Origin of the sequence: Streptomyces sp. NPDC059649, from assembly GCF_042734445.1 — a bacterium.
In the GTDB taxonomy this organism is placed as follows: Bacteria; Actinomycetota; Actinomycetes; order Streptomycetales; family Streptomycetaceae; genus Streptomyces.
Map to the genome: position 1 here is coordinate 122,995 of NZ_JBHWDV010000015.1, position 21,724 is coordinate 144,718.

The 21,724-nt window shown below is 73.2% G+C and carries 12 protein-coding genes; 8 read left to right on the plus strand and 4 right to left on the minus strand.

Going from position 1 to position 21,724, the window contains the following annotated elements:
• Positions 1-150 precede the first annotated feature (150 nt).
• Positions 151-1,785 carry a serine/threonine-protein kinase gene (locus tag ACFV1J_RS18790; protein ID WP_385859435.1) on the minus strand — a complete coding sequence of 545 codons (1,635 nt, stop codon included), beginning with the start codon at positions 1,783-1,785 and terminating at the stop codon, positions 151-153.
• Between the two features lie 521 nt (positions 1,786-2,306).
• Here ACFV1J_RS18790 and ACFV1J_RS18795 point away from each other — a divergent pair.
• The 5 genes from ACFV1J_RS18795 to ACFV1J_RS18815 all read left to right on the plus strand — a co-directional run bounded on the left by ACFV1J_RS18795 (position 2,307) and on the right by ACFV1J_RS18815 (position 12,119).
• Complete coding sequence (locus ACFV1J_RS18795) at positions 2,307-6,197, plus strand: FHA domain-containing protein (RefSeq protein WP_385859478.1); 3,891 nt, start codon at positions 2,307-2,309, stop codon at positions 6,195-6,197.
• Positions 6,198-6,983: 786 nt separating this feature from the next.
• Complete coding sequence (locus tag ACFV1J_RS18800; RefSeq protein WP_385859438.1) at positions 6,984-8,345, plus strand: ABC transporter substrate-binding protein; 1,362 nt, start codon at positions 6,984-6,986, stop codon at positions 8,343-8,345.
• A 140-nt stretch (positions 8,346-8,485) separates the two neighbouring features.
• On the plus strand, positions 8,486-9,853 hold the full coding sequence (locus tag ACFV1J_RS18805) for a carbohydrate ABC transporter permease (protein ID WP_385859480.1): 1,368 nt from the start codon (positions 8,486-8,488) through the stop codon (positions 9,851-9,853).
• On the plus strand, positions 9,850-10,776 hold the full coding sequence (locus tag ACFV1J_RS18810; protein WP_385859440.1) for a carbohydrate ABC transporter permease: 927 nt from the start codon (positions 9,850-9,852) through the stop codon (positions 10,774-10,776). The genes ACFV1J_RS18805 and ACFV1J_RS18810 overlap by 4 nt, the downstream gene beginning before the upstream one ends.
• A gap of 377 nt (positions 10,777-11,153) precedes the next feature.
• On the plus strand, positions 11,154-12,119 hold the full coding sequence (locus tag ACFV1J_RS18815) for a class I SAM-dependent methyltransferase (protein WP_385859442.1): 966 nt from the start codon (positions 11,154-11,156) through the stop codon (positions 12,117-12,119).
• A gap of 153 nt (positions 12,120-12,272) precedes the next feature.
• On the opposite strand, the gene ACFV1J_RS18820 is transcribed toward ACFV1J_RS18815, so the two are convergent.
• A complete protein-coding gene (locus tag ACFV1J_RS18820) occupies positions 12,273-12,959 on the minus strand; it encodes a class I SAM-dependent methyltransferase (RefSeq protein ID WP_385859444.1) in 687 nt (228 codons plus the stop codon).
• A 279-nt stretch (positions 12,960-13,238) separates the two neighbouring features.
• On the opposite strand from ACFV1J_RS18820, the gene ACFV1J_RS18825 reads away from it, so the two are divergent.
• The 3 genes from ACFV1J_RS18825 to galE all read left to right on the plus strand — a co-directional run bounded on the left by ACFV1J_RS18825 (position 13,239) and on the right by galE (position 19,735).
• Positions 13,239-16,787: a CDP-glycerol glycerophosphotransferase family protein gene (locus ACFV1J_RS18825; protein ID WP_385859446.1), complete on the plus strand. Its 3,549-nt coding sequence runs from the start codon at positions 13,239-13,241 to the stop codon at positions 16,785-16,787.
• A 272-nt stretch (positions 16,788-17,059) separates the two neighbouring features.
• The gene (locus ACFV1J_RS18830; RefSeq protein ID WP_385859482.1) at positions 17,060-18,715 is read left to right on the plus strand and encodes a glycosyltransferase family 2 protein; all 1,656 of its coding nucleotides are present in this window, start codon (positions 17,060-17,062) and stop codon (positions 18,713-18,715) included.
• Positions 18,716-18,757: 42 nt separating this feature from the next.
• Positions 18,758-19,735: a UDP-glucose 4-epimerase GalE gene (galE, locus tag ACFV1J_RS18835; RefSeq protein ID WP_385859448.1), complete on the plus strand. Its 978-nt coding sequence runs from the start codon at positions 18,758-18,760 to the stop codon at positions 19,733-19,735.
• 61 nt (positions 19,736-19,796) lie between these two features.
• Here galE and ACFV1J_RS18840 read toward each other — a convergent pair whose 3' ends face one another.
• Together ACFV1J_RS18840 and ACFV1J_RS18845 are read right to left on the minus strand one after the other, a co-directional pair.
• Complete coding sequence (locus ACFV1J_RS18840; protein WP_385859450.1) at positions 19,797-20,075, minus strand: DUF1876 domain-containing protein; 279 nt, start codon at positions 20,073-20,075, stop codon at positions 19,797-19,799.
• Between the two features lie 68 nt (positions 20,076-20,143).
• A complete protein-coding gene (locus ACFV1J_RS18845) occupies positions 20,144-21,703 on the minus strand; it encodes a glycosyltransferase family 2 protein (protein WP_385859452.1) in 1,560 nt (519 codons plus the stop codon).
• Positions 21,704-21,724: the final 21 nt, after the last annotated feature.

Genomic DNA, 21,724 nt, shown 5'->3' on the forward strand with positions numbered 1-21,724 from the left:
GCTACGCGGATGCCACCGGGTTCCGTGCCCCGGAAGGTGGCAACCTTCACTTCTGAGAGCGAAATTGCCCGCGGGAAGTCGACAAATCAACTGAGCCGCCCCGGGACCGGCGGTCCGGGGCGGCTCGTCAACCGCTGAGGGCGGCCCGTGTCAGCCGCTGAGCTTGTTCACGAAGTGCTCGACCTGGTTGTACATGTGGCCGATCTGCGCGAAGAAGCCGCGAGTGGTGCCGATCCACTCCTGGAGCGGGGTGAGCTCCCAGATCATCCACCCGGCCACGAACAGCAGTATCAGCGTGACCAGGCAGCCCTTGAGGCAGCCCAGGCCGGGGATCCGCATCGGGTTGGCGCTGCGCGGACGGGGCTCGCGCCGCGGCCGCGGCTCCGGGGCGGGCGGCCGCTGCGGCTCGTACCGCTGCGGCGGCGGCTCCTGGCGGCGCTGCGGGGCCTGCGCGTACGGCGCCGGGGCCGGCTGGCGGTACGGGGGCTGCTGCGGCGGCTGCTGGGGCGCGGCCGGGCGGCGCTGCGGGCGGCGGCGCAGCGGGTCCTGGCTCGGGTCCAGGTACTGCACCTGCGTCTGCTCGTTGCGGTCCCGGGCGGCACGCATCTGGGACTCCCACGGATGGGGGCCCTCAGGCTGCTGCGCACCCGCACCGGGCGCGCCGGCCGGCATGGGCGGCACCGGCGGCATCGCCCGGGTCGGATCGGCACCCTGGCCGCCCGGTGCCCCCGGGGCGCCCGTGGAGGGCAGCACACTGGTCGCCGCGGCCGGGTCGTAGGAACCGGCGCCGGACGGCAGGACCTGGGTGGGGTCGGCGTCGCCGCTCCCCTGGCCCCCGTCGGTGCCGGTACCGGGCACGGTCGCGGGCGCGGGGTCCGGGGCGAGCAGCGCGGCGACGCCCAGTGCGGCCTCGGCCTGCGCCGGGGTGGCGTGCACCCCGATGCCGGCGGCGACGGTGCGCAGCGCACGGGCGAGGTTCTCGGCACCGGGCCGCTCCTCGGGGCGCTTGCGCAGACAGCGCTCTATGACGGTCCACAGCGGCTCGGGGAGCGTGGAGGGGCGGCGCGGCTCCTCGCTCAGGTGCCGGTGCAGCACCTCCAGGGCCGTCGAGCCGGCGAACGGCGGGCGGCCGGTCACCAGCTCGTACAGGAGGATGCCGGCGCCGTAGATGTCCACCGCGGAGGTCTGCGGGCGGCCCTCGGCGGACTCCGGCGCCACGTAGGCGGGGGTGCCGACGAATTCGTGGGTGCGGGTCAGGCCCGGGGAGTCGGCGAGCCGGGCGATGCCGAAGTCGGTCAGCATCGGGTGCATCTCGCCGCCGCCGTCGGACCCGGCGAGCAGGACGTTCGCCGGCTTCAGGTCGCGGTGGACCACACCGTCCGCGTGGCTGGCGGCCAGCGCGTCGGCGATCTGGGCGGTGAGCAGGGCGGCCGCCACCGGGCTGAAGGGGCCGTTGTCGCGCAGGTAACGGTGCAGGTCCGGGCCGTCGACCAGGTCCATGACCAGCGCCAGCAGATCGCCTTCCACGACGAGATCGCGGGTGCGGACGATGTTCGGGTGGGTGAGCCGCAGCAGGACGGAGCGCTCCCGCAGGAAGCGCATCACCACGTCCGCGTCGTGCGCCAGCTCCTCCTTGAGGACCTTGATCGCGACCGTCTCACCGGGCTCTCCTGCCACGGCGGCCTCGGCGCCCGCCGCCTCCCGCTGGCGGGCACGCCAGACGGTGCCCGTGGCGCCGCGCCCCAGCGGCTCCTCAAGCAGGTACTTGCTGCCTACCGGCCGCACGTCATGCGCTCCCTGGTCGTGGTGGATCTCCTGCCGGCCCACCGGACCGGCCGTTCGGCTCCGCGCCGTCCGGTCATGGTCACCGTCGCGCGGTCCGTCCGATCCACTGTAGGGCCTGCCGCCCGCCGCGCCGTCGCACAAGCTTTTCGGTCCGGCGGGCCGGGCTCGTGGGAAGACGCACGTTCCGGGCGGATGGTTGCGCGCCGTCGGCGGCCGGAAGCGGACCGGTGCGGCTCCCGGACGAGGACGTTTCGGAGCTGATCACGACGTTCCGAAACCGCCCGGCCACCGCGCGCAACCAGGCACTTTTTCGTCCGGACGCGACAAAACAAGATCACGGAGTGGCGGGCGGCGGGCGTGTTGTCAGTCGCAGGTGCGAGGATGCACCCAGCACGATGCGGTGGGGGCGGGCGGTCTTTGTCGCGACGTGCACCTGGGACTTGTCCGTGCCGACGTGCCCGGGCGGGCGGGGGGAGCGAACGGCCCCTGCCGGCCCCCGGCAGAAGGGACCGTTGACGGCGATGCAGATCCGGCTGACCGTCCTCGGGCCGCGCAGCGGCCCCACCACACGGGCCTGCGACGTGCTCGTGACGGCCCCCGCCGGGACCGCGCTGGCAGCGGTGGCCGGCTCCCTGGCGGCCTCCGTCGCGGGCGCGGACACCGGCACGGGCGGCGGCAGCGGCCCGGTCGTGCTCTACGCCGGCACCGAACGCCTCGACCCGCAGCGCGCCGCGATCGGCGAGCCACCCCTGATCGACGGCGCGGTGCTCTCCCTCCAGGGCCCCGGCCCCGCCCCGGCCCACGGCCTGCCGCACGGCACCGCCCGGCTCCGCGTCATCTCCGGACCCGACGCCGGCGGCGTCCACCTGCTGCACGGCGGCCAGATCCGCATCGGCCGCTCCGCCGACGCCGACGTCCCCCTCGACGACCCGGACGTCTCCCGGCTGCACTGCGCCGTGACCGTCGAACCGGACGGCTCGGTCCACGTCGCCGACCTCCGCTCCACGAACGGCACCGCCGTCGACGGCACCGCCCTCGGCGACCTGCCCGCCCCCCTGCCACCCGGCGCCCTGCTCCGCATCGGCGAATCCACCCTGCGACTGCAGTCCGCCCCCACCACCCCGGACCCCGCCCTGGAGACCACCCCGGACGGAGAGGGACAACTGCGCATCTCCGCGGGAGTGGTGGGCGGGTACGGGAGGGCCGGCGGCGGTGACGGGAGTGATGGGGGTCCCGGGACTGATGGGGCTGATGGGAGTGAGGGAGGTGGCGGGACTGGTGGGTTCGGCGGAGCTGATGTGAGTGGGGCGCCCGGCGCGCTCGGTTCACCGGCATCGGGGCACACACCCGCATCGGCATCGGCATCGGCATCGGGCCAGGCTTCCGGATACGCCCCGGCGAGGGCTATGGGAGCCGCAGCCCCCGTACCGACTCCCCGTACGGCCTGGTCACCGGACCCGGACGGCCGGCGCGACACCCCCTTGCGCGGCACCTCGGCCGGCCCGGCCCGACCCGCTGCCGCCACGGCGCATGGGCTGGGGCAGGGCACGGGCCTAGGAGCCGTTGCTGGAGCCGGAGTTGGGGCCGGGGCCGGTGCTGGAGCCGGTACCGGTGCCGGAGCGAGGGCGCACGAGCATCCGGACCGTGAGCATCCGGTCCCCCGCTACCCGGACCATGTCCCGGCCGGCGAGGACGGCCACGCGCACGGTGGAGACCACACCCACGGCAACGACGGCCGTACGTACGGTGAGGACCGTACGCACGGTGGGCAGCAGACCCTGGTGCCCTCCGAGGACGCCGCCGCGGAGGAAGCAGCGCGTTACGGTGCCGCGGCGCGCAAAGGCGGTCGCCGCGGCGGGATCGGCGCCTGGGCCCGTCGCCTGACCGGTGGCCGGCCCACCGCGGACCGGCCCTACAACGACGTCCCGGCACCCGGACTCCCGGCATCCGGATTCCCGGCGTCCGGCCTGCCGACGTCCGGCCTCCCGGCATCGGGGCTCTCGTCACCCGGCGCACCGCAGAGCTCCCCCACCGCATCCCCCGGTGACGGGGCGACGGCCCCCGCCGCCTCCGGAACCGCCCCGGACGACCGGTGGCCGGACGCCGCCGCCGTCCTGCTCACCGCGCTGGGTCCGGGCCCCCGGCTCTGGGAGCGCGGTCCGGACCACCCGGACACCCTCACCGTCCGCCTGGGCACGACCTGCCGCGACGGCGGCCGTACCGCCCTGCCCGTCACCGTCGGCCTGCGCCGGGCCGGTTCCCTCGGCCTGGCCGGGCCGCGCGCCCGCCTCGCCGGACTCGCCCGTTCCGCGATCGCCCAGCTCGCCGCCCTGCACTCCCCCGCCACCCTGGACGTCGTGCTGATCAGCACCGACCGGGCGCGCACGGCCGAGGAACGGGTCGCGGACTGGTCCTGGCTCGGCTGGCTGCCGCACCTCCGCCCTGGCCACGGCCAGGACTGCCGGCTGCTGCTCGCCTACGACAAGGAACAGGCCACGGCCCGCACCGCCGAACTCGTGCGACGGCTCGACGACTGCCCGCTCGGCCCCGGCTGGGCCAGCGCCGAACGCGCCGAGATCGCCCTCGCCGCCGCCCGCCACCAGGGGCCGTTCACCCTGCTGATCGTCGACGGCGACCCCGGCTCGTCCGCTCTGCGCGAGACCACCGCGCGGCTGGCCACAGCCGGCGCGGCGGCCGGCGTCCATCTCCTCTGCCTGGCCGAAACCCCGGCCGCCTCCCCCGCCTTCCCGCTGGCCGCCACGTACGAGGCGGCCCGGGCCGCGTCCCCCGCCTTCGGGGAGTGCGGCGCGGTGGCCGTCCTCAGCGGCGACGTCGCCACCGCGGTGCGCGTCGTCCAGCCGGGCTCCGCACCGAACGGCACGATCGCCACGGTCGACGCGGTGTCCGCCGCCTGGGCCGAACGCTTCGCCCGGGCCCTGGCGCCCCTCCGCGAGGCCGAGTCCACGGCCGGCGGCGGCCGTACGACTCCCCGCACGGCCGTCCCCCTCCCCACAACGGCCCGACTCCTGGACGAACTCGGGCTGGCCCGCGCCACCCCCGCCTCCCTGATGGCCCGCTGGGCCGCCAACCTGGACACCGACCGGCCCGGCGCCACCGCCGTACTGGGCGCCGGACCGCACGGACCGGTCTGCGCCGACCTGGCCGCCGAGGGCGCACCCCTCCTCGTCCAGGGCCCGGCCGCCGGCGGCAAGACCGAACTGCTCCGGTCCCTGGCGGCCTCCCTCGCCGCCGCCGACCGCCCCGACCTGCTGTCCCTGGTGCTGGTGGACGGCGGCGGCACCGACCGCGGTGAGGGCCTGCGGGTGTGTACCGACCTGCCGCACGTCACGACGTACCTCGCCGCCTCCGACCCGGTCCGCATGCGCGAGTTCGCCCAGGCCCTCTCCTACGAACTCAAACGCCGCGCCGAGATACTGTCCGGCACCCCCTTCACCGAATGGCGCGCCAAACACCTCCCGGCCCCCCGAGTCATCAGCCCCCGCCGCGCCCCCGAAGGCCGCATGGGGGAAGGCCGCGTGCCGGACAGCCGCACACCAGAAGGCCGCATGAGCGAGGCCGGCCCCACACCCGGCACCTACGACACCTCCACCACCCCGTCCGCCCCGCCCATCCCGCCCGAGGCCGGCGACTACACACCGTACGGAAATAATCACGGAGAGCAGGAACTAATCACGCTCCGTAATCGTTGCCGTAACGAAGGAGGCGGCACAGCGGCGGCGGACCCGTCCGACACTGGCACTCTCTCGAGCACGGGCACCCTCCGCCTCCGCTCCCACCACACCCCGCCGACCACCACCCCAGCCACCCCCGAAGCCCACCCGCACTCCCACGCCGACACCGCCTCCACCCCCACCGCCCCGCCCGACCCCTCCGCCCCGATGCCGCGCCTCTTCGTCCTGGTCGACGACTTCGACGCGCTGGTCGCCCCGGCGCTCGGCAGCCCCGGCCGCCCGGCCGCTGGCTCCGTGGTGCGCGCACTGGAAGCGGTGGCCCGGGACGGGGCCGCGCTCGGCGTCCACCTCATAGCCGCGACCGGCCACCCGGACCGTACGGCCGACACCGCGACCAGCGAACTCGCCGCACTGCGCGTCGAGTTGGGTGCGCCCGACGACGCGTCCGAGCCCGCCCCGGTCGGCCGCGGGTGGCTCCATCGCGCGGCGGACGGCACCGCCACGCCGTTCCAGGCCGGCCGGGTGACCGGCCGGATACCCCGTACGTCCACGCTCCGGCCGACGGTCGTCCCGCTGGAGTGGCAGCGGATGGGCGACCCGCCGGCCCGCCGCCCGCTGCGCGAACTCGGCAACGGCCCGACGGACCTCGCCCTGCTCGCCAGCGCACTGCAACGCGCCGCCCAGTCCTCAGGAGCTCATCCCGCGACACCACTGGTGTGAGCGTTGCGCGACACCGCTGGCGTGAGGGTTGCCGGCGTGAGGGTTGCTGGCTCACCTTCGTGAGCGTTCCTTGGGCCTGGGGGCTGCCGGGCTGGCCTGGGCGTTTGGCGGAGCCGCCTCAAAGCCTTGCGGAGCTGGGTGGGGCCTGATGGGGGCGGGTGAGGGCCCGGAGGGACTGGCCCCGTGGGTTTGGGGTGGCCGTAACAGCACCATCACGAAAGGTGAGTTGGTGCTGGACGCGGTATTGCGGAGCCTCGGGGTGGGGCGTAGACCAGATGTGTCGCACAGCGTGCATGGCTGGGCACGGGCTGAGGCGGTGGCGATGGCGGGGCGGCCGGTAGCCGTGTGACGGCGGCGCACCGCCGCGTCGGGTGCCGCATCGGGCCGAGCCGCGCGGCACACCGGGAGCGGCACGGGCACGGCTTTTTGTACCGCCACTTTTCGCACCGCTCGCACCGCAACTGTTCGCACCAGGTTTTTCGCACCACGGCACTCGCGGCACGGCACTCGCGGCACGGAACGGCGTAACACGTATCACTGCGTGCCACCGCACGCCGTAACCGCCGCACCACCGCACGTCCTGGGCACCGCACCAGCGCAGGCCACAGCAACTCCTCAGCAGCGCAACAGTGCACCGCAGCGCAACCACGACAGCGAACCGCGACCACGACAGCGACCACGACAGCGATCCGCGCGAACCACGTTCGGCGCAGCTCAGCTCGGCACGGCCGGCACGGCACGGAAATCGGTTGAGGGAATTGGGGGTTTGGGATGAGGGGCAGAGGGATGGGTTGGCCGCGGCGGCGGGGGGCGGCCGGGGTTGTGGTGGGGGTGGTGCTGGCGGTGGGGGTGGCCGGCTGTGGGAGTGGGGACGGCGGGGGGAAGAAGAGCCAGAAGGATCACGGTGAGCGGAATGCCGTTACGGTGCGGTTGCCCAAGTTGGAGGGGCAGCGGCTGCAGGTGACCGCGGTGTGGACGGGGGCGGAGCGGGAGAACTTCGTCAAGGTGCTGGACGAGTTCGCCAAGCGCACCGGGGCGAAGGTGGATTTCGTGCCCAGTGGCGATGACATGGCCGGTTTCATCGGGTCGAAGATTGCCGGGGGCGGGCCGCCGGATGTGGCGATGCTGCAGCAGGTCGGGGTGCTCAACGAGTTCGCGGGGAAGGGCTGGTTGAAGCCGCTGGGGCCGGAGGCCAAGGCGCAGTTGGCGAAGAATTACAGCAAGGGGTGGCGGGATCTCGGGGCGCACAAGGGCACCGAGTACGGGGTGTATTTCAAGGCGAGTAACAAGTCGCTGGTGTGGTACAACGCGGCGGTGTTCAGGAATGCCGGGGTGAAGGAGCCGAAGACCTGGGCGGAGTTCCTGAAGGCGGCGCGGACGATTTCCGAGTCGGGCGTGGAGCCGGTCTCGGTGGGCGGGTCGGACGGCTGGACGCTGACCGACTGGTTCGAGAACATCTATCTTTCGCAGGCGGGTCCGGAGAAGTACGACCAGCTGGCGCAGCACCGGATCGCCTGGACGGATGCCTCGGTGAAGCAGGCGCTGTCCACGCTCGGCCAGCTTTTCGGGCGTAAGGATCTGTTGGCGGGCGGTAATGCGGGGGCGTTGCAAACGGATTTCCCGACGTCGGTGACGCAGACGTTCAGTGGTGGTGATGCGCCGAAGGCGGCGATGGTGTCGTCGGCGGATTTCGCGGCGGCGAACATCGCGCAGACGAAGGCGAAGATCGGTACGGACGCCAAGGTTTTCCCGTTCCCGGCGGTGGGTGCGAAGTCGCCGGTGGTGACGGGTGGCGATGTGGCGGTGGCGCTGAAGGGCGGTAAGGCGGCGCAGGCGCTGCTGACGTTCCTGGCGTCGACGGATGCGGCGCGGATCTGGGCGCAGGCGGGTGGGTTCATTTCGCCGAACAAGGGGCTCGACCGGGCGGCGTACGGGGATGCGGTGATGCGCAGGATCGCGGAGGCGCTGGTCGCGGCGGGTGATGATTTCCGGTTCGACATGTCGGATCAGGCGCCGGCTTCGTTCGGTGGGAAGCCGGGTCAGGGTGAGTGGAAGGACTTGCAGGACTTCCTGAAGAGCCCGAAGGACGTGGCGGGGACGCAGGCGCGGTTGGAGCGGGACGCGGTCAAGTCGTTCGGCGGTAAGTGAGGCCCTCCTGCCGCTCCGCTCCCTTTCTTCTCCGCTCTCCTGCCCCTCCGCTCCCTCTCCGCTCCCTCACCCTCTTTTCCTGTGCCGCTTCGTTTTTGCCGTCCGTTTTTGCCGTTCGTTTTGTGCCGGGGGTTCTCACGATGGGCAGTAGCAGGACCGCGGAAGTCGGCGACGGGACCGTGGAGATCAGCGGCGGTACCGCGAGCGTCGGCGGCGGGGGGCGGGTGACGGGGGCGCGGCGGTGGGTGGCTGCGGTGTTTTTGTTGCCGGCGTTGGTGTTGTTGGGTGCGCTGGTGGTGTATCCCATCGGGTTCTCCGTGTACCGGAGTCTGTTCGATGCGTCCGGTGACGGGTTCGTGGGGCTGGGGAATTACGGTGAGTTGTTCGCGGACGACGGGATTCGTACCGCGTTGCGGAACAACGTGGTGTGGGTGGTGGTGGCGCCGACGGTGTCGACGGCGCTGGGATTGATCTTCGCGGTGCTGACCGAGCGGGTGCGGTGGGGTACGGCGTTCAAGCTGGTCGTTTTCATGCCGATGGCGATTTCGATGCTGGCGGCCGGGATCATTTTCCGGCTGGTGTACGACCAGAATCCGGAGCGTGGGGTGGCCAATGCGGTGTGGGTGGGGGTGCATGACACGTTCGCGGATCCGGCGCCGTTCCCGGGGGCGCGGCCGCGGCCGAACGGGGTGTTGCGGCCGTCGGGGGGCGGGGCGTTCGGTACGCGGTCGGTGGTGCGGGCGGGGTCGCCGGTGATGCTGCCGTTGGTGGCGGTGCGGCAGGACGATGTGCGGGGTGCGCGGCCGGCGGCGGGTGCGGTGGCGCGGCCGGGGAGTGTGACGGGGACGGTGTGGCTGGATTTCACGCGGGGTGGTGGGGGCCGGCCGAATGTGGTGGACGGGTCGGAGCGGGGTCTGGCCGGGGTGACCGTGGAGGCGGTGCGGGGCGGCCGGGTGGTGGCGTCGGCGCGGACGGCGGCGGACGGGACGTTCGTGTTCCCGGGTGGGCGGGCGGACGGGGCGCGGTTGCGGTTGCCGGCGGGGAATTTCGCGGCGGCGTACGGCGGGGTGGAGTGGTTGGGGCCGGCGTTGGTGACTCCGGCGATCATCGGGGCGTATGTGTGGATGTGGGCGGGTTTCGCGATGGTGTTGATCGCGGCGGGGCTGGCGGGGGTGCCGCGGGAGCTGTTGGAGGCGGCGCGGGTGGACGGGGCGGGTGAGTGGCAGGTGTTCCGCCGGATCACGGTGCCGTTGCTGGCGCCGGTGCTGGTGGTGGTGCTGGTCACGTTGATGATCAATGTGCTGAAGATCTTCGACCTGGTGTACATCATCGCGCCGGGGTCGAGTCTGCGGTCGGCGAATGTGCTGGCGTTGCAGTTGTTCCAGTCGTCGTTCGGGACGGATGTCGATGAGGGGCTGGGCAGTGCGATCGCGGTGTTTCTGCTGCTGCTCGTGCTGCCGGTGATGTGGGTGAATCTCCGGCGGATACGGAAGGAGCGTCGCCGATGACGGCGGTGGAGGGGGTCGCCCGGGCCGGTGGCGGGGGTGGGGCGGGTTCGGGGGGTGCGGTGGTGCGGGCGCGGCCGTCCGTGGCGGCGCGGCTGGTGGCGCGGGCCGGTCGTGGTGCGGTGCGGGTGTTTCTGGTGCTGGTGGCGTTGTTCTGGTTGATGCCGTCGGTGGGGTTGTTGTTGTCGTCGTTGCGCAGTCCGCAGCGGATCGGTGAGTCGGGCTGGTGGCGGGTGTTCGCGGAGCCGGCACAGATCACGTTCGACAACTACGGGCGGTTGTTGTCGAACGGCAAGGTGATGGGTTCGCTGTGGACGACGGCGGAGATCACGGTGCCGGCGACGGTGCTGGTGGTGGTGATCGGGGCGCTGGCGGGTTATGCGTTCGCCTGGATGGATTTTCCGGGGCGGGACGGCTGGTTCCTGGTGGTGGTGGGGCTGCTGGTGGTGCCGGTGCAGGTGGCGCTGATTCCGGTGGCGAAGTTGTTCGGTGCGGTGGGGCTGTTCGAGACGACGGTGGGGGTGATCCTGTTCCACACGGCGTTCGGGTTGCCGTTCGCGGTGTTCCTGTTGCGGAATTTCTTCGCGGAGATCCCGCGGGAGCTGCTGGAGGCGGCGCGGCTGGACGGGGCGGGTGAGTTGCGGTTGTTCACGCGGGTGGTGTTGCCGTTGGGGGGTCCGGCGATCGCGTCGTTGGGGATCTTCCAGTTCCTGTGGGTGTGGAACGACATGCTGGTGGCGTTGATCTTCGCGGACAGCGGGAGTCCGCCGATCACGGTGGCGTTGCAGCAGGAGGTGCGGCAGTTCGGCAACAACATCGATGTGCTGGCGCCGGGGGCGTTCCTGTCGATGGTGGTGCCGTTGATCGTTTTCTTCGCGTTCCAGCGGCAGTTCGTGTCCGGGGTGATGGCGGGCGCGGTGAAGTGAGGGAGGCCGGGCAGGGTCGTGGGCGGTGGCCCGGGTGCCGTACGGCGTACGGGGTGGGCTCCGGGGCGGTCCGTTGTTATCCCGCGTTCATGTCCGTCCCCCTACGATGTCGGTCACTGCCGTGAAACGCATGGTGCGACGGGGCTCCGTCGTGGAGACTGCGTAGCGGCGCCGGCACGTTGTCAGTGCCGGACGAGGGTGTGCCCGTCCCTGCGTGGGGCGGGGCCCGTGCGCCGCCCCACACAGGGGCCCGGGCGTGTTCATAACTGCACACTCCGTACAACTGCACACTTCGTATGCGTCCGTATGTGTCCCCCCACATCGCTTTGCCTGTTGCATTCCGCCTACGTTCCCGACCGTCTGGAGACGGACCGCACATGACTGCCCCCACCGCAGACCAGAGTGCCGAGCAACTCCCGCGCCCTGCCCGGTTGTCCGAGGTGAAAGGCTGGTTCTTCACTGCCGATCAGTTGCTGTTCGACTGGTTCCTGGCGTATCAGAAGGAGCGTTCCGAGGCGGGTGATCTGCTGGAACTGGGCGCGTACATGGGGAAGAGCGCGATTTTCCTCGGTGCGCGGCTGGGCGCCGGGGAGCGCTTCACGGTCTGCGATCTCTTCGATTCGCCGGCCGAGGACGCGTCGAACTCCAAGGAGATGCGGAAGTCGTACGCGTCGCTGACGCGGCGGGCCTTCGAGGCCAACTACCTGTCGTTCCACGATGAGTTGCCGACGATCGTGCAGGGCTTGAGTTCGCTGGTCAGCGAGCATGTGGAGAAGGGGTCGGTGCGGTTCGCGCACATCGACGCCTCGCATCTGTACGAGCATGTGCACGGGGACATCCTGGCGGTGCGGGAGTTGCTGACCGGCAGTGGTGTGGTGGTGCTGGACGACTACCGCGCGGAGCACTGTCCGGGGGTGGCGGCGGCGACGTGGCAGGCGGTCGCCAATGAGGGGCTGCGGCCGGTCTGCATCACGGGCACGAAGTTCTACGGCACGTGGGGTGATCCGGAGCCGTACCAGAAGGCGCTGCTGGGGTGGATCGAGGAGCGCGGTGATGTCTGGCACGAGGTGCAGTACGTGAACGGGGCGCCGCTGATCCGGTTGAGCGCGAAGGGTGCGAAGGAGCCGGCGCAGCCGGTCTCGCGGCACCGTCCGGCGCCGGCGGCGGCCAAGGGTGCGGCGGGTTCTGCGGCGGCGGCGCCGTCCGGGCCGGTGGTGCGGCCGGTGCGGCGGACGCCGGGTGTTCCGACGCGGGCGACGGTGCGGAAGGTGGCGCGGGAGGTGCTGCCGCCGATCGTGGCCCGGGCGCTGGTGAAGGCCCGTAAGCGGGTGGGCGGGCGTTAGACGACCGGGACGAGGGCCGGGGCGGGCTGCCGTAGGGCGGCCCGCCCCGGTTTTGGTGTGCGGTGGCGGGTGGTGCGTCTGGCCTCGCCGGGGTGGCGGCGGGTGCGTCTGTCCTCGGCGGGGCGGCCCGCCCGGCACCGGCCGCCCGACGGCCTATCGGGGTACCTGCCCCACCAGGACGAAGACGTTGGTGCGCAGCAGCATTCCGGCGCAGCGGGGCAGGGGGTGGGAGTAGGTGCGGCGGACGGTGAGGCCGGCGGTGGCGGCGAAGGCGCGGAGCAGGGTGAAGTCGGTGAAGCGGACGGGTGGGGGGCCGGTGCGGTGGCCGGCTTCCTGGGGGGTGATGAGGAGGACGCCGCCGCCGGGCCGTACGTAGGGGACGTAGGCGCGGAGGAGTTCTTCGGCCTGTTCGTCGTCGAGGTGGTGCAGGACGTCGGCGATGAGGAGGGCGTCGAAGGCGCCGGGGCGGGCGTGGGGGCCGGCGAGGAAGGCGTCGGGGGTGTAGGCGGTCAGGCCGCGGGTGCGGCAGCGGGCGACGGCGTCGGGGTCGTGGTCGATGCCGACGCTGCCGGGGGTGCAGCCGGCGAGGGTGTCGCCGTCGCCGCAGCCGATTTCCAGGACGCGGCCGGCGCCGATGCGCCGTAGTTGCCGGCGGTAGGGGGTGCGGGTGGGCAGCAGGCGGGTGAGGCCGGGGCGGGTGGGGTCGGCGGGGAGGCGGGCGGTGGAGGCGGTGGGGGCGGTGCTGGTGGGGCGGGGGGTGCGGGTGGTGCGAAGGTCGCCGGTGGGCGGCTGGGCATCCGGGCTGTCGGTGGGGGCGGGGCTGTCGGTTCGGCCGGGCATCGGGATGCGGTCACCTTCCCTGGGACGCGGCGCGGGGGCGCCGTAACGCTGCGCGACGGGTGTACGGATTCGGGTCTACGGCATGGGCCGGTGCGGGGTGGCGGCGGCGCGCCGACCCGGTGGGCGGAAGGTCTGCGGGCGGGCGGTGGGGTGCGGGTGGGTGGTGCTGCCACCACCGGGGGCTCAGCCGGGGGCTCACCCTTTCAGCGCAGATCCGGTGACCGTGCCGCCGGTGGTGAGTTGAACGCCCACAAGAGACAGGAAGGGCGTGGTCCGTCTATGAAGCCCCGGCTCACCGTCGTCGTCCCGGTTCCTCGTGGTGCGGGGGCGGAGGGGAATCTGGAGGAGTGCCTGGCGTCGGTGGCGGCGCAGACGCTGGCGGAACTGGATGTGGTGCTGGTGGAGGGCGGGCCCGTGGGTGAGGGCCCGCCCTCTGCTGTGGCGCACGGGTTCGTGGAGCGGGATCCGCGGTTCCGGATCGTGCACCTGACGGGTGGTGCGGGGCCGGGGTGTGGTGCGGCGCGGAACGCCGGTGCCCGGCACGCCTTTCCGCACACCGGTTATCTGGCGTTCCTGGACGCGGAGGACGTGCTGCTGCCGCGGGCGTACGAGGATCTGGTGGGGGTGCTGGACCGGTCGGGGGCGGATCTGGCGACGGGCAATGTGTACCGGCTGGGTGCGGCGGGGCGGAGCCAGTCGGCGCATCATCCGGCGGGCCGGCAGACGGTGCTGGGGACGCATGTGACGGAGGATCTGACGCTGCTGGCGGACACCTTCGCCCGGAACAAGGTGTTCCGCCGGGAGTTCTGGGACCGGCACGGATTCGCTTTCCCCGAGGGGGAGTTGTGCCTGGACGAGGCGGTGACGGTGCCGGCGCATTTCCTGGCCGGTGCGGTGGATGTGCTGCGGGAGCATGTGTGTTACTGGCGGCTGCCGGAGGGTGCGGCGCGGCACCGGCGGCCGGATCCGCGGGCGGTGCGGGACCGGTTCGCGGCGGTGGCGGGGATCCGGCGGTTCCTGGGTGAGGCGTCGCGGCCGCATCTGCGGGCGTACCGGAGGGATTACGACCGGTTCCAGCTGACGGACGGGCTGCTGGATCTGGTGGCGGCGCTGCCGGGGGCGGCGCCGGAGACCCGGACGGCGTTCCTGGACTGTGCGCGGGATTTCCTGGCGGGGGTGGATCCGCGGGTGTTCCCGGAGCTGCCGGTGGAGTTGCGGATGCGGTGGTATCTGGTGCGGGCGGGGCGGGCGGGGGATCTGCTGACGCTGCTGCGGCACGAGGCGCGGAATCCGGCGGGGTTCGCGGTGGCGGGGCCGCCGTTGCGGCGGCGGGCGGTGGTGCCGGTGAGTCCGCCGCTGGAGCTGCCGCCGGGGGTCACGCGGCTGGGCCGGGAGGACTTCCCGGTGTGTGCGCGGGTGCGGGAGGCGGTGTGGCGGGACGGGGTGCTGGTGCTGCGGGGGCATGCGTATGTGCGGAACGTGGATGCGGCGCACCGGCACACGGTGGGGTTGCGGACGGCGGTGCTGTCGTGCGGGCGGCGGCGGATCGTGCTGCCGCTGCGGACCGTGGCGATGCCGGAGGCGACCGCGGAGTCGGGGCAGGAGCTGCACTGTTACGACTGGTCGGGGTTCGAGCTGCGGGTGGATCCGGCGCGGCTGCGGCGGGGCGGGCGGTGGGAGGAGGGGGACTGGTCGGTGGGGCTGGTGCTGGCGTCGGCGAACGTGGTGCGGACGGCGTCGCCGGGGCCGCCGGAGTCGGGTTCGGGGGCGGCGCCGGCGGTGTGCGAGGTGGCGGACGAGGGTTCGCGGGGGGTGGTGCGGGTGACGCCGTGGTACGAGGACGGGCGGCTGCGGCTGTCGGTGGCACGGCGGACGCGGTGGCTGGCGGGGCACCGGGCGGTGGCGGCCGGGGCGCTGGAGGTGTCGGTGCGGGCGCCCGGGCCGGTGCCGTCGGGGCTGCGGCTGACGCATCGGGGGACGGGCACGGTGGTGTCGTTCCCGGCGGCGGAGCCGGACGGGGCGGGTGAGGTGACGTTCCGGGTGCTGGCGGAGGCGGTGGCGGCGGCGCGTCCGCCGCGGGACGGGGCGCCGGCGCTGATTCCGCCGGCGCACACGGAGAGCTGGCTGGCGGAGCTGGTGCTGCCGGACGGCGGGACGGACCGGGTGGCGTGTGATCCGGCGCTGGAGCCGGTGGCGTATCCGCTGCCGCACGGCCGGGAGCTGGTGGTGGCGGCGACCGCGGCGGGGGATCTGGTGGTGCACGACCGGTTGCCGCAGCCGTACGCGGACCGGGTGCTGTGGCGGTCGGACGGGACGCTGCTGGTGGCGGGCGGGTTGCCGGCGGCGGCGCCGCACGCGACGGAGCTGGTGCTGAAGCACGGGGAGCATGCGGCGGAGCTGACGTTCCCGGTGACGCATGACGAGGGCCGGTTCCACGGGCGGCTGCCGTTGGGGGCGCTGCCGTCGCTGGCCGGGCCGGTGCCGCTGCGGGAGGGCGGTTGGTCGCTGCATCTGCGGGAGCGGGGGGCGGCGGGCTCGCCGTTGGACGCGCCGGTGCGGCTGGCGCCGCGGGTGCTGGAGGGGCTGCCCGCGTCGTGCACGGTGCGCGGGAAGCCGCTGGTGGTGGACCGGCAGCGGGGGGACGAGGTGCTGGTGGTGGCGGGTCCGGCGGTGCCGGCCGCGGACCGGGGCCCGTACCGGCGGCGGCTGCTGCGGGAGCAGCACTATGTGCTGCACCGTTCGCGTCCGCTGCGGGACACGGTGCTGTACAGCAGTTTCGGTGGCCGGTCGTACGGGGATTCGCCGCGGGCGGTGCACGAGGAGCTGGTGCGCCGGGGGATGGACGTGGAGCATCTGTGGGCGGTGCGGGATGCGCAGACGGCGGTGCCGGCGACGGCGCGGGCGGTGGTGGTGGGCAGCGCGGAGTGGCACGGGGCGCTGGCGCACAGCCGCTGGGTGGTGACGAACACGCATCTGCCGTGGTGGTTCACGCGGCGGGGTGGTCAGCGGATCGTGCAGACGTGGCACGGGACGCCGCTGAAGCGGATCGGTGCGGATCTGGCGGGGACGCTGTGTGCGGGGCTGGCGCATCTGGCGCCGCGGCCGCGGGTGAGCCGGCAGTGGAGTGTGCTGCTGTCGCCGAACGGGCACAGCACTCCGGTGCTGCGGTCGGCGCTGGGGTTCGCGGGGCGGCTGCTGGAGACGGGGCTGCCGCGGACGGATGTGCTGTTCGCGGCGGACCGGGAGCTGCGGGCGGCGGCGGTGCGGGAGCGGCTGGGGCTGGAGCCGGGCCGGCGGGTGGTGCTGTATGCGCCGACGCCGCGGGACGATGTGGCGTACGACGCGCGGCACCACCGGTTGCATCTGCCGTTGGACGTCGGTCTGGCGCGGCGGGAGCTGGGGGACGGGCATGTGCTGCTGGTGCGGGGGCATCCGCTGGTCGCTGACCGGTTGCCGGGGCATCATGCGCCGTTCGCGGTGGATGTGTCGGCGTATCCGGATGCGATGGAGTTGCTGCTGGTGGCGGATGTGCTGGTGACGGACTATTCGTCGCTGGCGGTGGATTTCGCGAACACCGGCCGGCCGATGCTGTTCCTGACGCCGGACCTGCCGCATTACCGGGATGCGCTGCGGGGGTTCACGCTGGATTTCGAGGCGCGGGTGCCGGGGCCGTTGTTGTCGTCGACGGGTGAGCTGGTGGAGGCGCTGGGGGATCTGGACGCGGTGGCGGCGGCGAGTGCGGAGGCGTACGCGGATTTCCGTGCGGTGTTCTGTCACCGTGACGACGGCGGTGCGGCGGGGCGGGTCGCGGACGTGATGGAGCGGTGAGGATTGCCGGTCCGCGGCAAGGTGGTGGTGCGCGGATCGGCATCGCACGCCATTCGCGTCGTTACAGCATGTGCAGGGGTCCGCGGCGGGCTGTCGGGGCCTTGCGCACCCGAGCCCGGTGCTCTGCCCGGTCACGAGACGGCAATACGGCGGAAAAGCGGGGCGAGGAGTGCAACCGCTCGGCGGGTTTCGCCCTCTGACCCATCGGATATGGGTTCGGATCCCGCTCGCGCCAAGAGATGCTGTCGACACGAAATGTAGATGTAGTGACTGTGAAAGAAGCCCCTGAGCCGCTGCCGGGGCCCACCATCACGCCCTCCCCGCAGGTCAGCATCGTCGTGATCGCCTTCAACGATGCCGGCCATGTCGGTGATGCGGTGCGTTCCGCGCTGGCTCAGGACGCTTTCGGTGACACGGTCACCGAGGTGATCGCGGTGAACGACGCCTCCACCGACGGCACGGGTGCCGCCCTGGATGATCTGGCCCGTACCGAGCCGCGGCTGCGGGTGATCCACCGCAGTGAGAACAGCGGTGGCTGCGGCACGCCCCGTAATGCGGGGCTGCGGGCCGCGACCGGCCGGTTCGTGATGTTCCTGGACAGTGATGACGTGCTGCCGCCGGGTGCGGTGCGGGCGCTGCTGTCGGCGGCGCTGCGGCATGACGCGCCGGTGGTGTCGGGGGCGTGCGTGCGGCGGGAGTTGCCGGCGCGGCGGGACGTGCCGTGGCAGCCGGGGCTGTACCGGGAGGCGGCGGTGCACGAGTCGGCGGAGGCCAGTCCGCAGCTGGTGCGGGACACGCTGTGTGTGAACAAGCTGTACGACCGGGAGTTCCTGGCGAAGCACGCGATCGTGTTTCCCGAGGGCCGGTTCACGTACGAGGATTTCGTGTTCACCGCGCGGGTGCTGGCGGCGGCGCCGCGGATCGCGACGGTGCCGGACAGTGTCTATGTGTGGCATGTGCGCCGGTCGGCGGCGCGGCAGTCGATCTCGTTGAACCGTAAGGACGTCGCCAACTGGGAGGCGCGGATCGCGGCGCACCGGGCGAGTGTGGAGATCTTCCGGGAGGCGGGGCTGCCGGTGCTGGCGCAGGCGGCGGCCACCAAGTTCCTCGATCATGATCTGCGGATGTATGTGCGGGAGCTGCACACCCGCGGTGCGGATTACCGGGCGGAGTGGTGGCGGCTGACCCGGGAGTACCTGGGGGGCTTCGACGAGGCGGCGCTGCGGGCGGCGCGGGCGCCGTCGCGGTGGCTGGCGCGGGTGGTGCTGGCGTCGCCGGCGCCGCGGGACCTGGACCGGATCACGCAGCTGGCGAGCCGTCCGGGGCGGCTGCTGCCGCCGTACGCGGAGGCCGGCGGGCGGGCGGTGTGGTCGCCGGACCTGCCGGAGGTGGAGCTGGACGCGCTGGGGACGAAGCCGATAGGCCGGCTGCCGGTGACGATCGACGCGGAGCCGTCGGTGGGCAGCCGCAGTGTGCTGCGGCTGCGGGTGCACGACATGTACGGGCGGCTGGCGGTGGCGGGGCCGGAGAGTATCGATGTGGAGCTGCGGCGGCGTCGGGACGACCGGCGGGGCCCGGTGCACACCGCGGCGCTGACCCGCGCGGGCGTGCCGGGCGGTGCGGCGGCGGTGTGCTGGACGGCGGAGGTCGTGCTGGATCTGGAGGCGCTGACCGAGCGGGCCGGCCGGGCGGCGGCCGATCCGGAGCCGTGGGATCTGATGGCGTGGGTCAGCTGTGCCGACGGGGCGGGTTTCCGGGCCGCGCTGCGGGCGACCGGGCCGGGTCTGCGGCGGCGGGTGCTGCCGAGCCGGCGGCACGCGGTGCTGCTGGTGCAGCCGTATGCGACGACGGGCGGTGCGCTGTCGCTGCGGGTGGCGTCGGGGTTGCGGAGCGTCTGGCGGATCGCGGCGCGCCGGCTGCGCCGCTGACCTTCCCGTTGTTCGTTCTCTCCCCCTCCTAGGATTGGCGTCATGTCTTACTTGATCACGGGTGGTGCCGGTTACATCGGCGCCCATGTCGTACGGGCCCTGCGGCAGGCGGGCGAGCGGGTCGTCGTGCTGGACGACCTGACGACGGGCGTGGCCGCCCGGATCCCCGAGGACGTGCCGCTGGTCGTCGGTTCCACGCTCAACCGTGCGTTGCTGGACGCGACGCTCGCGGAGCACCAGGTGACCGATGTGGTGCATCTGGCGGCGAAGAAGCAGGTCGGCGAGTCCGTCGAGATGCCGCTGCTGTACTACCGGGAGAATGTGCACGGGCTGCAGACGCTGCTGGAGGCGATGGCGGCGGGCGGGGTGGGCCGGCTGGTGTTCTCGTCGTCGGCGGCGGTGTACGGCATGCCGGACGTGGAGCTGGTGACGGAGGACACGCCGTGCGTGCCGATCAACCCGTACGGCGAGACGAAGCTGGTCGGGGAGTGGATGGCGCGGGCGGTGGGGAAGGCGCACGGTATCTCCACGGCCTGTCTGCGGTACTTCAACGTGGCCGGTGCGGCCGCCCCGGAGCTGGCCGACACGGGGGTCTTCAACATCGTGCCGATGGTGTTCGAGCGGCTGACGGCGGGTGCCGCGCCGCGGATCTTCGGTGACGACTACGACACGCCGGACGGCACCTGCATCCGCGACTACATCCATGTGGCCGATCTCGCCGATGCGCATGTGGCGACGGCCCGGAAGCTGGCCGGGCCGGGCCCGGTGCGGGACCTGACCCTGAACATCGGGCGGGGTGCGGGCGTTTCGGTGCGCGAGATGATCCGTCTGATCGCGGAGGTCACCGGGTACGAGGGCGTGACGCCCGAGGTGACGCCGCGCCGGCCGGGTGACCCGGCGCGGGTGGTGGCGGCCGCCGACCGGATCGCCGCGGAGCTGGGCTGGAAGGCCCGGCACGACGTGCGTGACATGGTCACGTCGGCGTGGGCGGGCTGGCGGCACCACCACCCGGAGGCCTGACCCGCGGCCTGACCCGCGGCCGACCGGCGCGGCGCCGGGGCCGGCGGGCCGCCGGGGGTCGTCAGCGGGTGGTCAGCGGGTAGGACGTCCGGCCGGACGCCTCGTCGATCTCGTCGTGGGCCTTGGTCAGCAGTTTCATCGCCAGGTCGTTGAGCGCCCTGGCCCCGGCGACCTCCTCGCCGACCCGTGGCTGGTTGGAGTCGGCGGGGTGGCGGCTGGCGTACCCGTGGGACCGGACTTCGGTGCCGTCCGGGAGCCGCACGAGGGCGGCCGCGCGCGTGCGGTGGGTGTCCTCCTCGAATTCCAGCTCGACGTGCCATCCGACAGCTGTCTGCAGCATCACCATCACCTCCGGAACCGCTCTTACCAGGGTGCTCCCGCCGGGCGGCCGGTGCACGGTGTGGCGGCTCATTCCGGGGCGGTCAGCCGTAGGTGGAGGTGGCCGTGCGGGTCGGAGAGGAACAGTGCGGCGGTGGCGGTGCCGGGCGGGAGGGGGCGCGGGGCGAGGTCGGCGGCGGACGGCGCGGTGTGGGGGACGAGCCAGGCCGTGCGGTGGGCGGCGGGGCCCGGGGCGCCGTCCGTGGTGGTGCCGTGCCCGGTGACGGTGATCTTGAGGCCCCAGACGCCGTCGGTGAGGGGGGCGCCGGCGGCGGCGGTCGCGGGGTCGAGGTCCGCGTGCCAGTGCCCGTCGGCGTAGTGGGCCCGGAGGCGGTGGGTGGCGCCGGCGCGGTGCAGGACGAGGGTGACCGCGGTGGTGTGGAGGTGCGGCAGGGCGGCGGTGCCGGCCAGGCGGAGGACGGTGCCGGTCCAGTGGCAGCGGGTCAGCCGCTGGCGGAGGACGACGCGGTCGGTGAGGTCGTAGGCGGCGTCGGGCAGCGGGTGGTGCGGGTCGCGGAAGTACGGGTAGCGGGCGTGGATCCGGCCGTCGGGGTCGACCTGGGTGGGGACCGGTCGGGTGTCGGCGCGGACGACGGCGGTCAGGGCGTCGTCGAGGCCGGCGGCGAGGCAGTGGGCGCGCAGCCGGAGGCGGGGCGGCAGGGCGGTGCGTATGCGGTCGGTGAGGTAGCGGCGGACGAGGGGGCGGGCGGCGGCCGTCATCCGGCGGCGGCCGGCGGGGGTGCGGGCGAGGTAGGCGGGGCCGAAGGGCATGAGGATCTCGCCGTGGAAGTGGCGGGTCATCAGTTTGTCGCGGTCGGGGCCGGGCGGGACCTCGGCGGCGACGGTGTCGAGGACGCCGCCGATGTAGTGCAGGTAGTCGGGCCAGTCGACGTCCTGGCGGCTGGCGTTGCTGTCGTCGGCGCGGCCGTGGAGGTAGTAGCAGTCGTAGTCGGCGAGGACGGAGACGGTGCGGGCGCGCAGCAGTGCGGCGATGCCGAAGGGGAGGTCCTCGCCGAGCAGGCGGCCCTCGACGAAGCGCAGGTGGTGGGTTTCGAGGAAGGCGCGGCGGAAGAGTTTGTAGGCGGCGAGGGACCAGTAGACGGGCGAGTCGAAGACGGACACGGCGGGGCTGGTGGTGCGCAGGTCGATGGGGGCGGCGCGGCCGTCGGCGCCGACGATGCGGCCGTAGACGACGTCGGAGCCGTGTGTCTGGGCCATGCGGGTGAGGCGTTCGAGGGCTTCGGGGCCGAGGTGGTCGTCGGAGTCGAGGAAGAAGACGTAGTCGCCGGTGGCGCGGGCGAGGCCGGTGTTGCGGGGTTTGCCGGCGCCGCCGGAGGCGTCCTGGCGGACGACGGTGAGGCGGGGGTGGCGGCGGGCGGTGTCGGTGAGCCGCTCGGCGCTGCCGTCGGTGGAGCCGTCGTCGACGGCGATGATCTCGATGCGGTGCGGGTCGAGGGTCTGGGCGAAGACGGAGCCGAGGCAGCGGTCGAGGTAGGGCAGGGTGTTGTGGACGGGCACGATCACCGAGACGGCCGGGGTGGTGCGGGTCATCGGTGTGGTGCGGGGGTCGTCCTCGGTGTCCCTCGGCATACGCAGCACTCCAGCGAGGCA

What these genes read in the sequence shown, in the direction of transcription:
- ACFV1J_RS18845 (WP_385859452.1), bottom strand. Translation starts at nt 21,703, where the DNA reads ATGCCGAGGGACACCGAGGACGACCCCCGCACCACACCGATGACCCGC.
- ACFV1J_RS18810 (WP_385859440.1), top strand. Translation starts at nt 9,850, where the DNA reads ATGACGGCGGTGGAGGGGGTCGCCCGGGCCGGTGGCGGGGGTGGGGCG.
- ACFV1J_RS18840 (WP_385859450.1), bottom strand. Translation starts at nt 20,075, where the DNA reads ATGCTGCAGACAGCTGTCGGATGGCACGTCGAGCTGGAATTCGAGGAG.
- ACFV1J_RS18800 (WP_385859438.1), top strand. Translation starts at nt 6,984, where the DNA reads ATGGGTTGGCCGCGGCGGCGGGGGGCGGCCGGGGTTGTGGTGGGGGTG.
- ACFV1J_RS18820 (WP_385859444.1), bottom strand. Translation starts at nt 12,959, where the DNA reads ATGCCCGGCCGAACCGACAGCCCCGCCCCCACCGACAGCCCGGATGCC.
- ACFV1J_RS18825 (WP_385859446.1), top strand. Translation starts at nt 13,239, where the DNA reads ATGAAGCCCCGGCTCACCGTCGTCGTCCCGGTTCCTCGTGGTGCGGGG.
- ACFV1J_RS18815 (WP_385859442.1), top strand. Translation starts at nt 11,154, where the DNA reads ATGACTGCCCCCACCGCAGACCAGAGTGCCGAGCAACTCCCGCGCCCT.
- ACFV1J_RS18805 (WP_385859480.1), top strand. Translation starts at nt 8,486, where the DNA reads ATGGGCAGTAGCAGGACCGCGGAAGTCGGCGACGGGACCGTGGAGATC.
- ACFV1J_RS18795 (WP_385859478.1), top strand. Translation starts at nt 2,307, where the DNA reads ATGCAGATCCGGCTGACCGTCCTCGGGCCGCGCAGCGGCCCCACCACA.
- galE (WP_385859448.1), top strand. Translation starts at nt 18,758, where the DNA reads ATGTCTTACTTGATCACGGGTGGTGCCGGTTACATCGGCGCCCATGTC.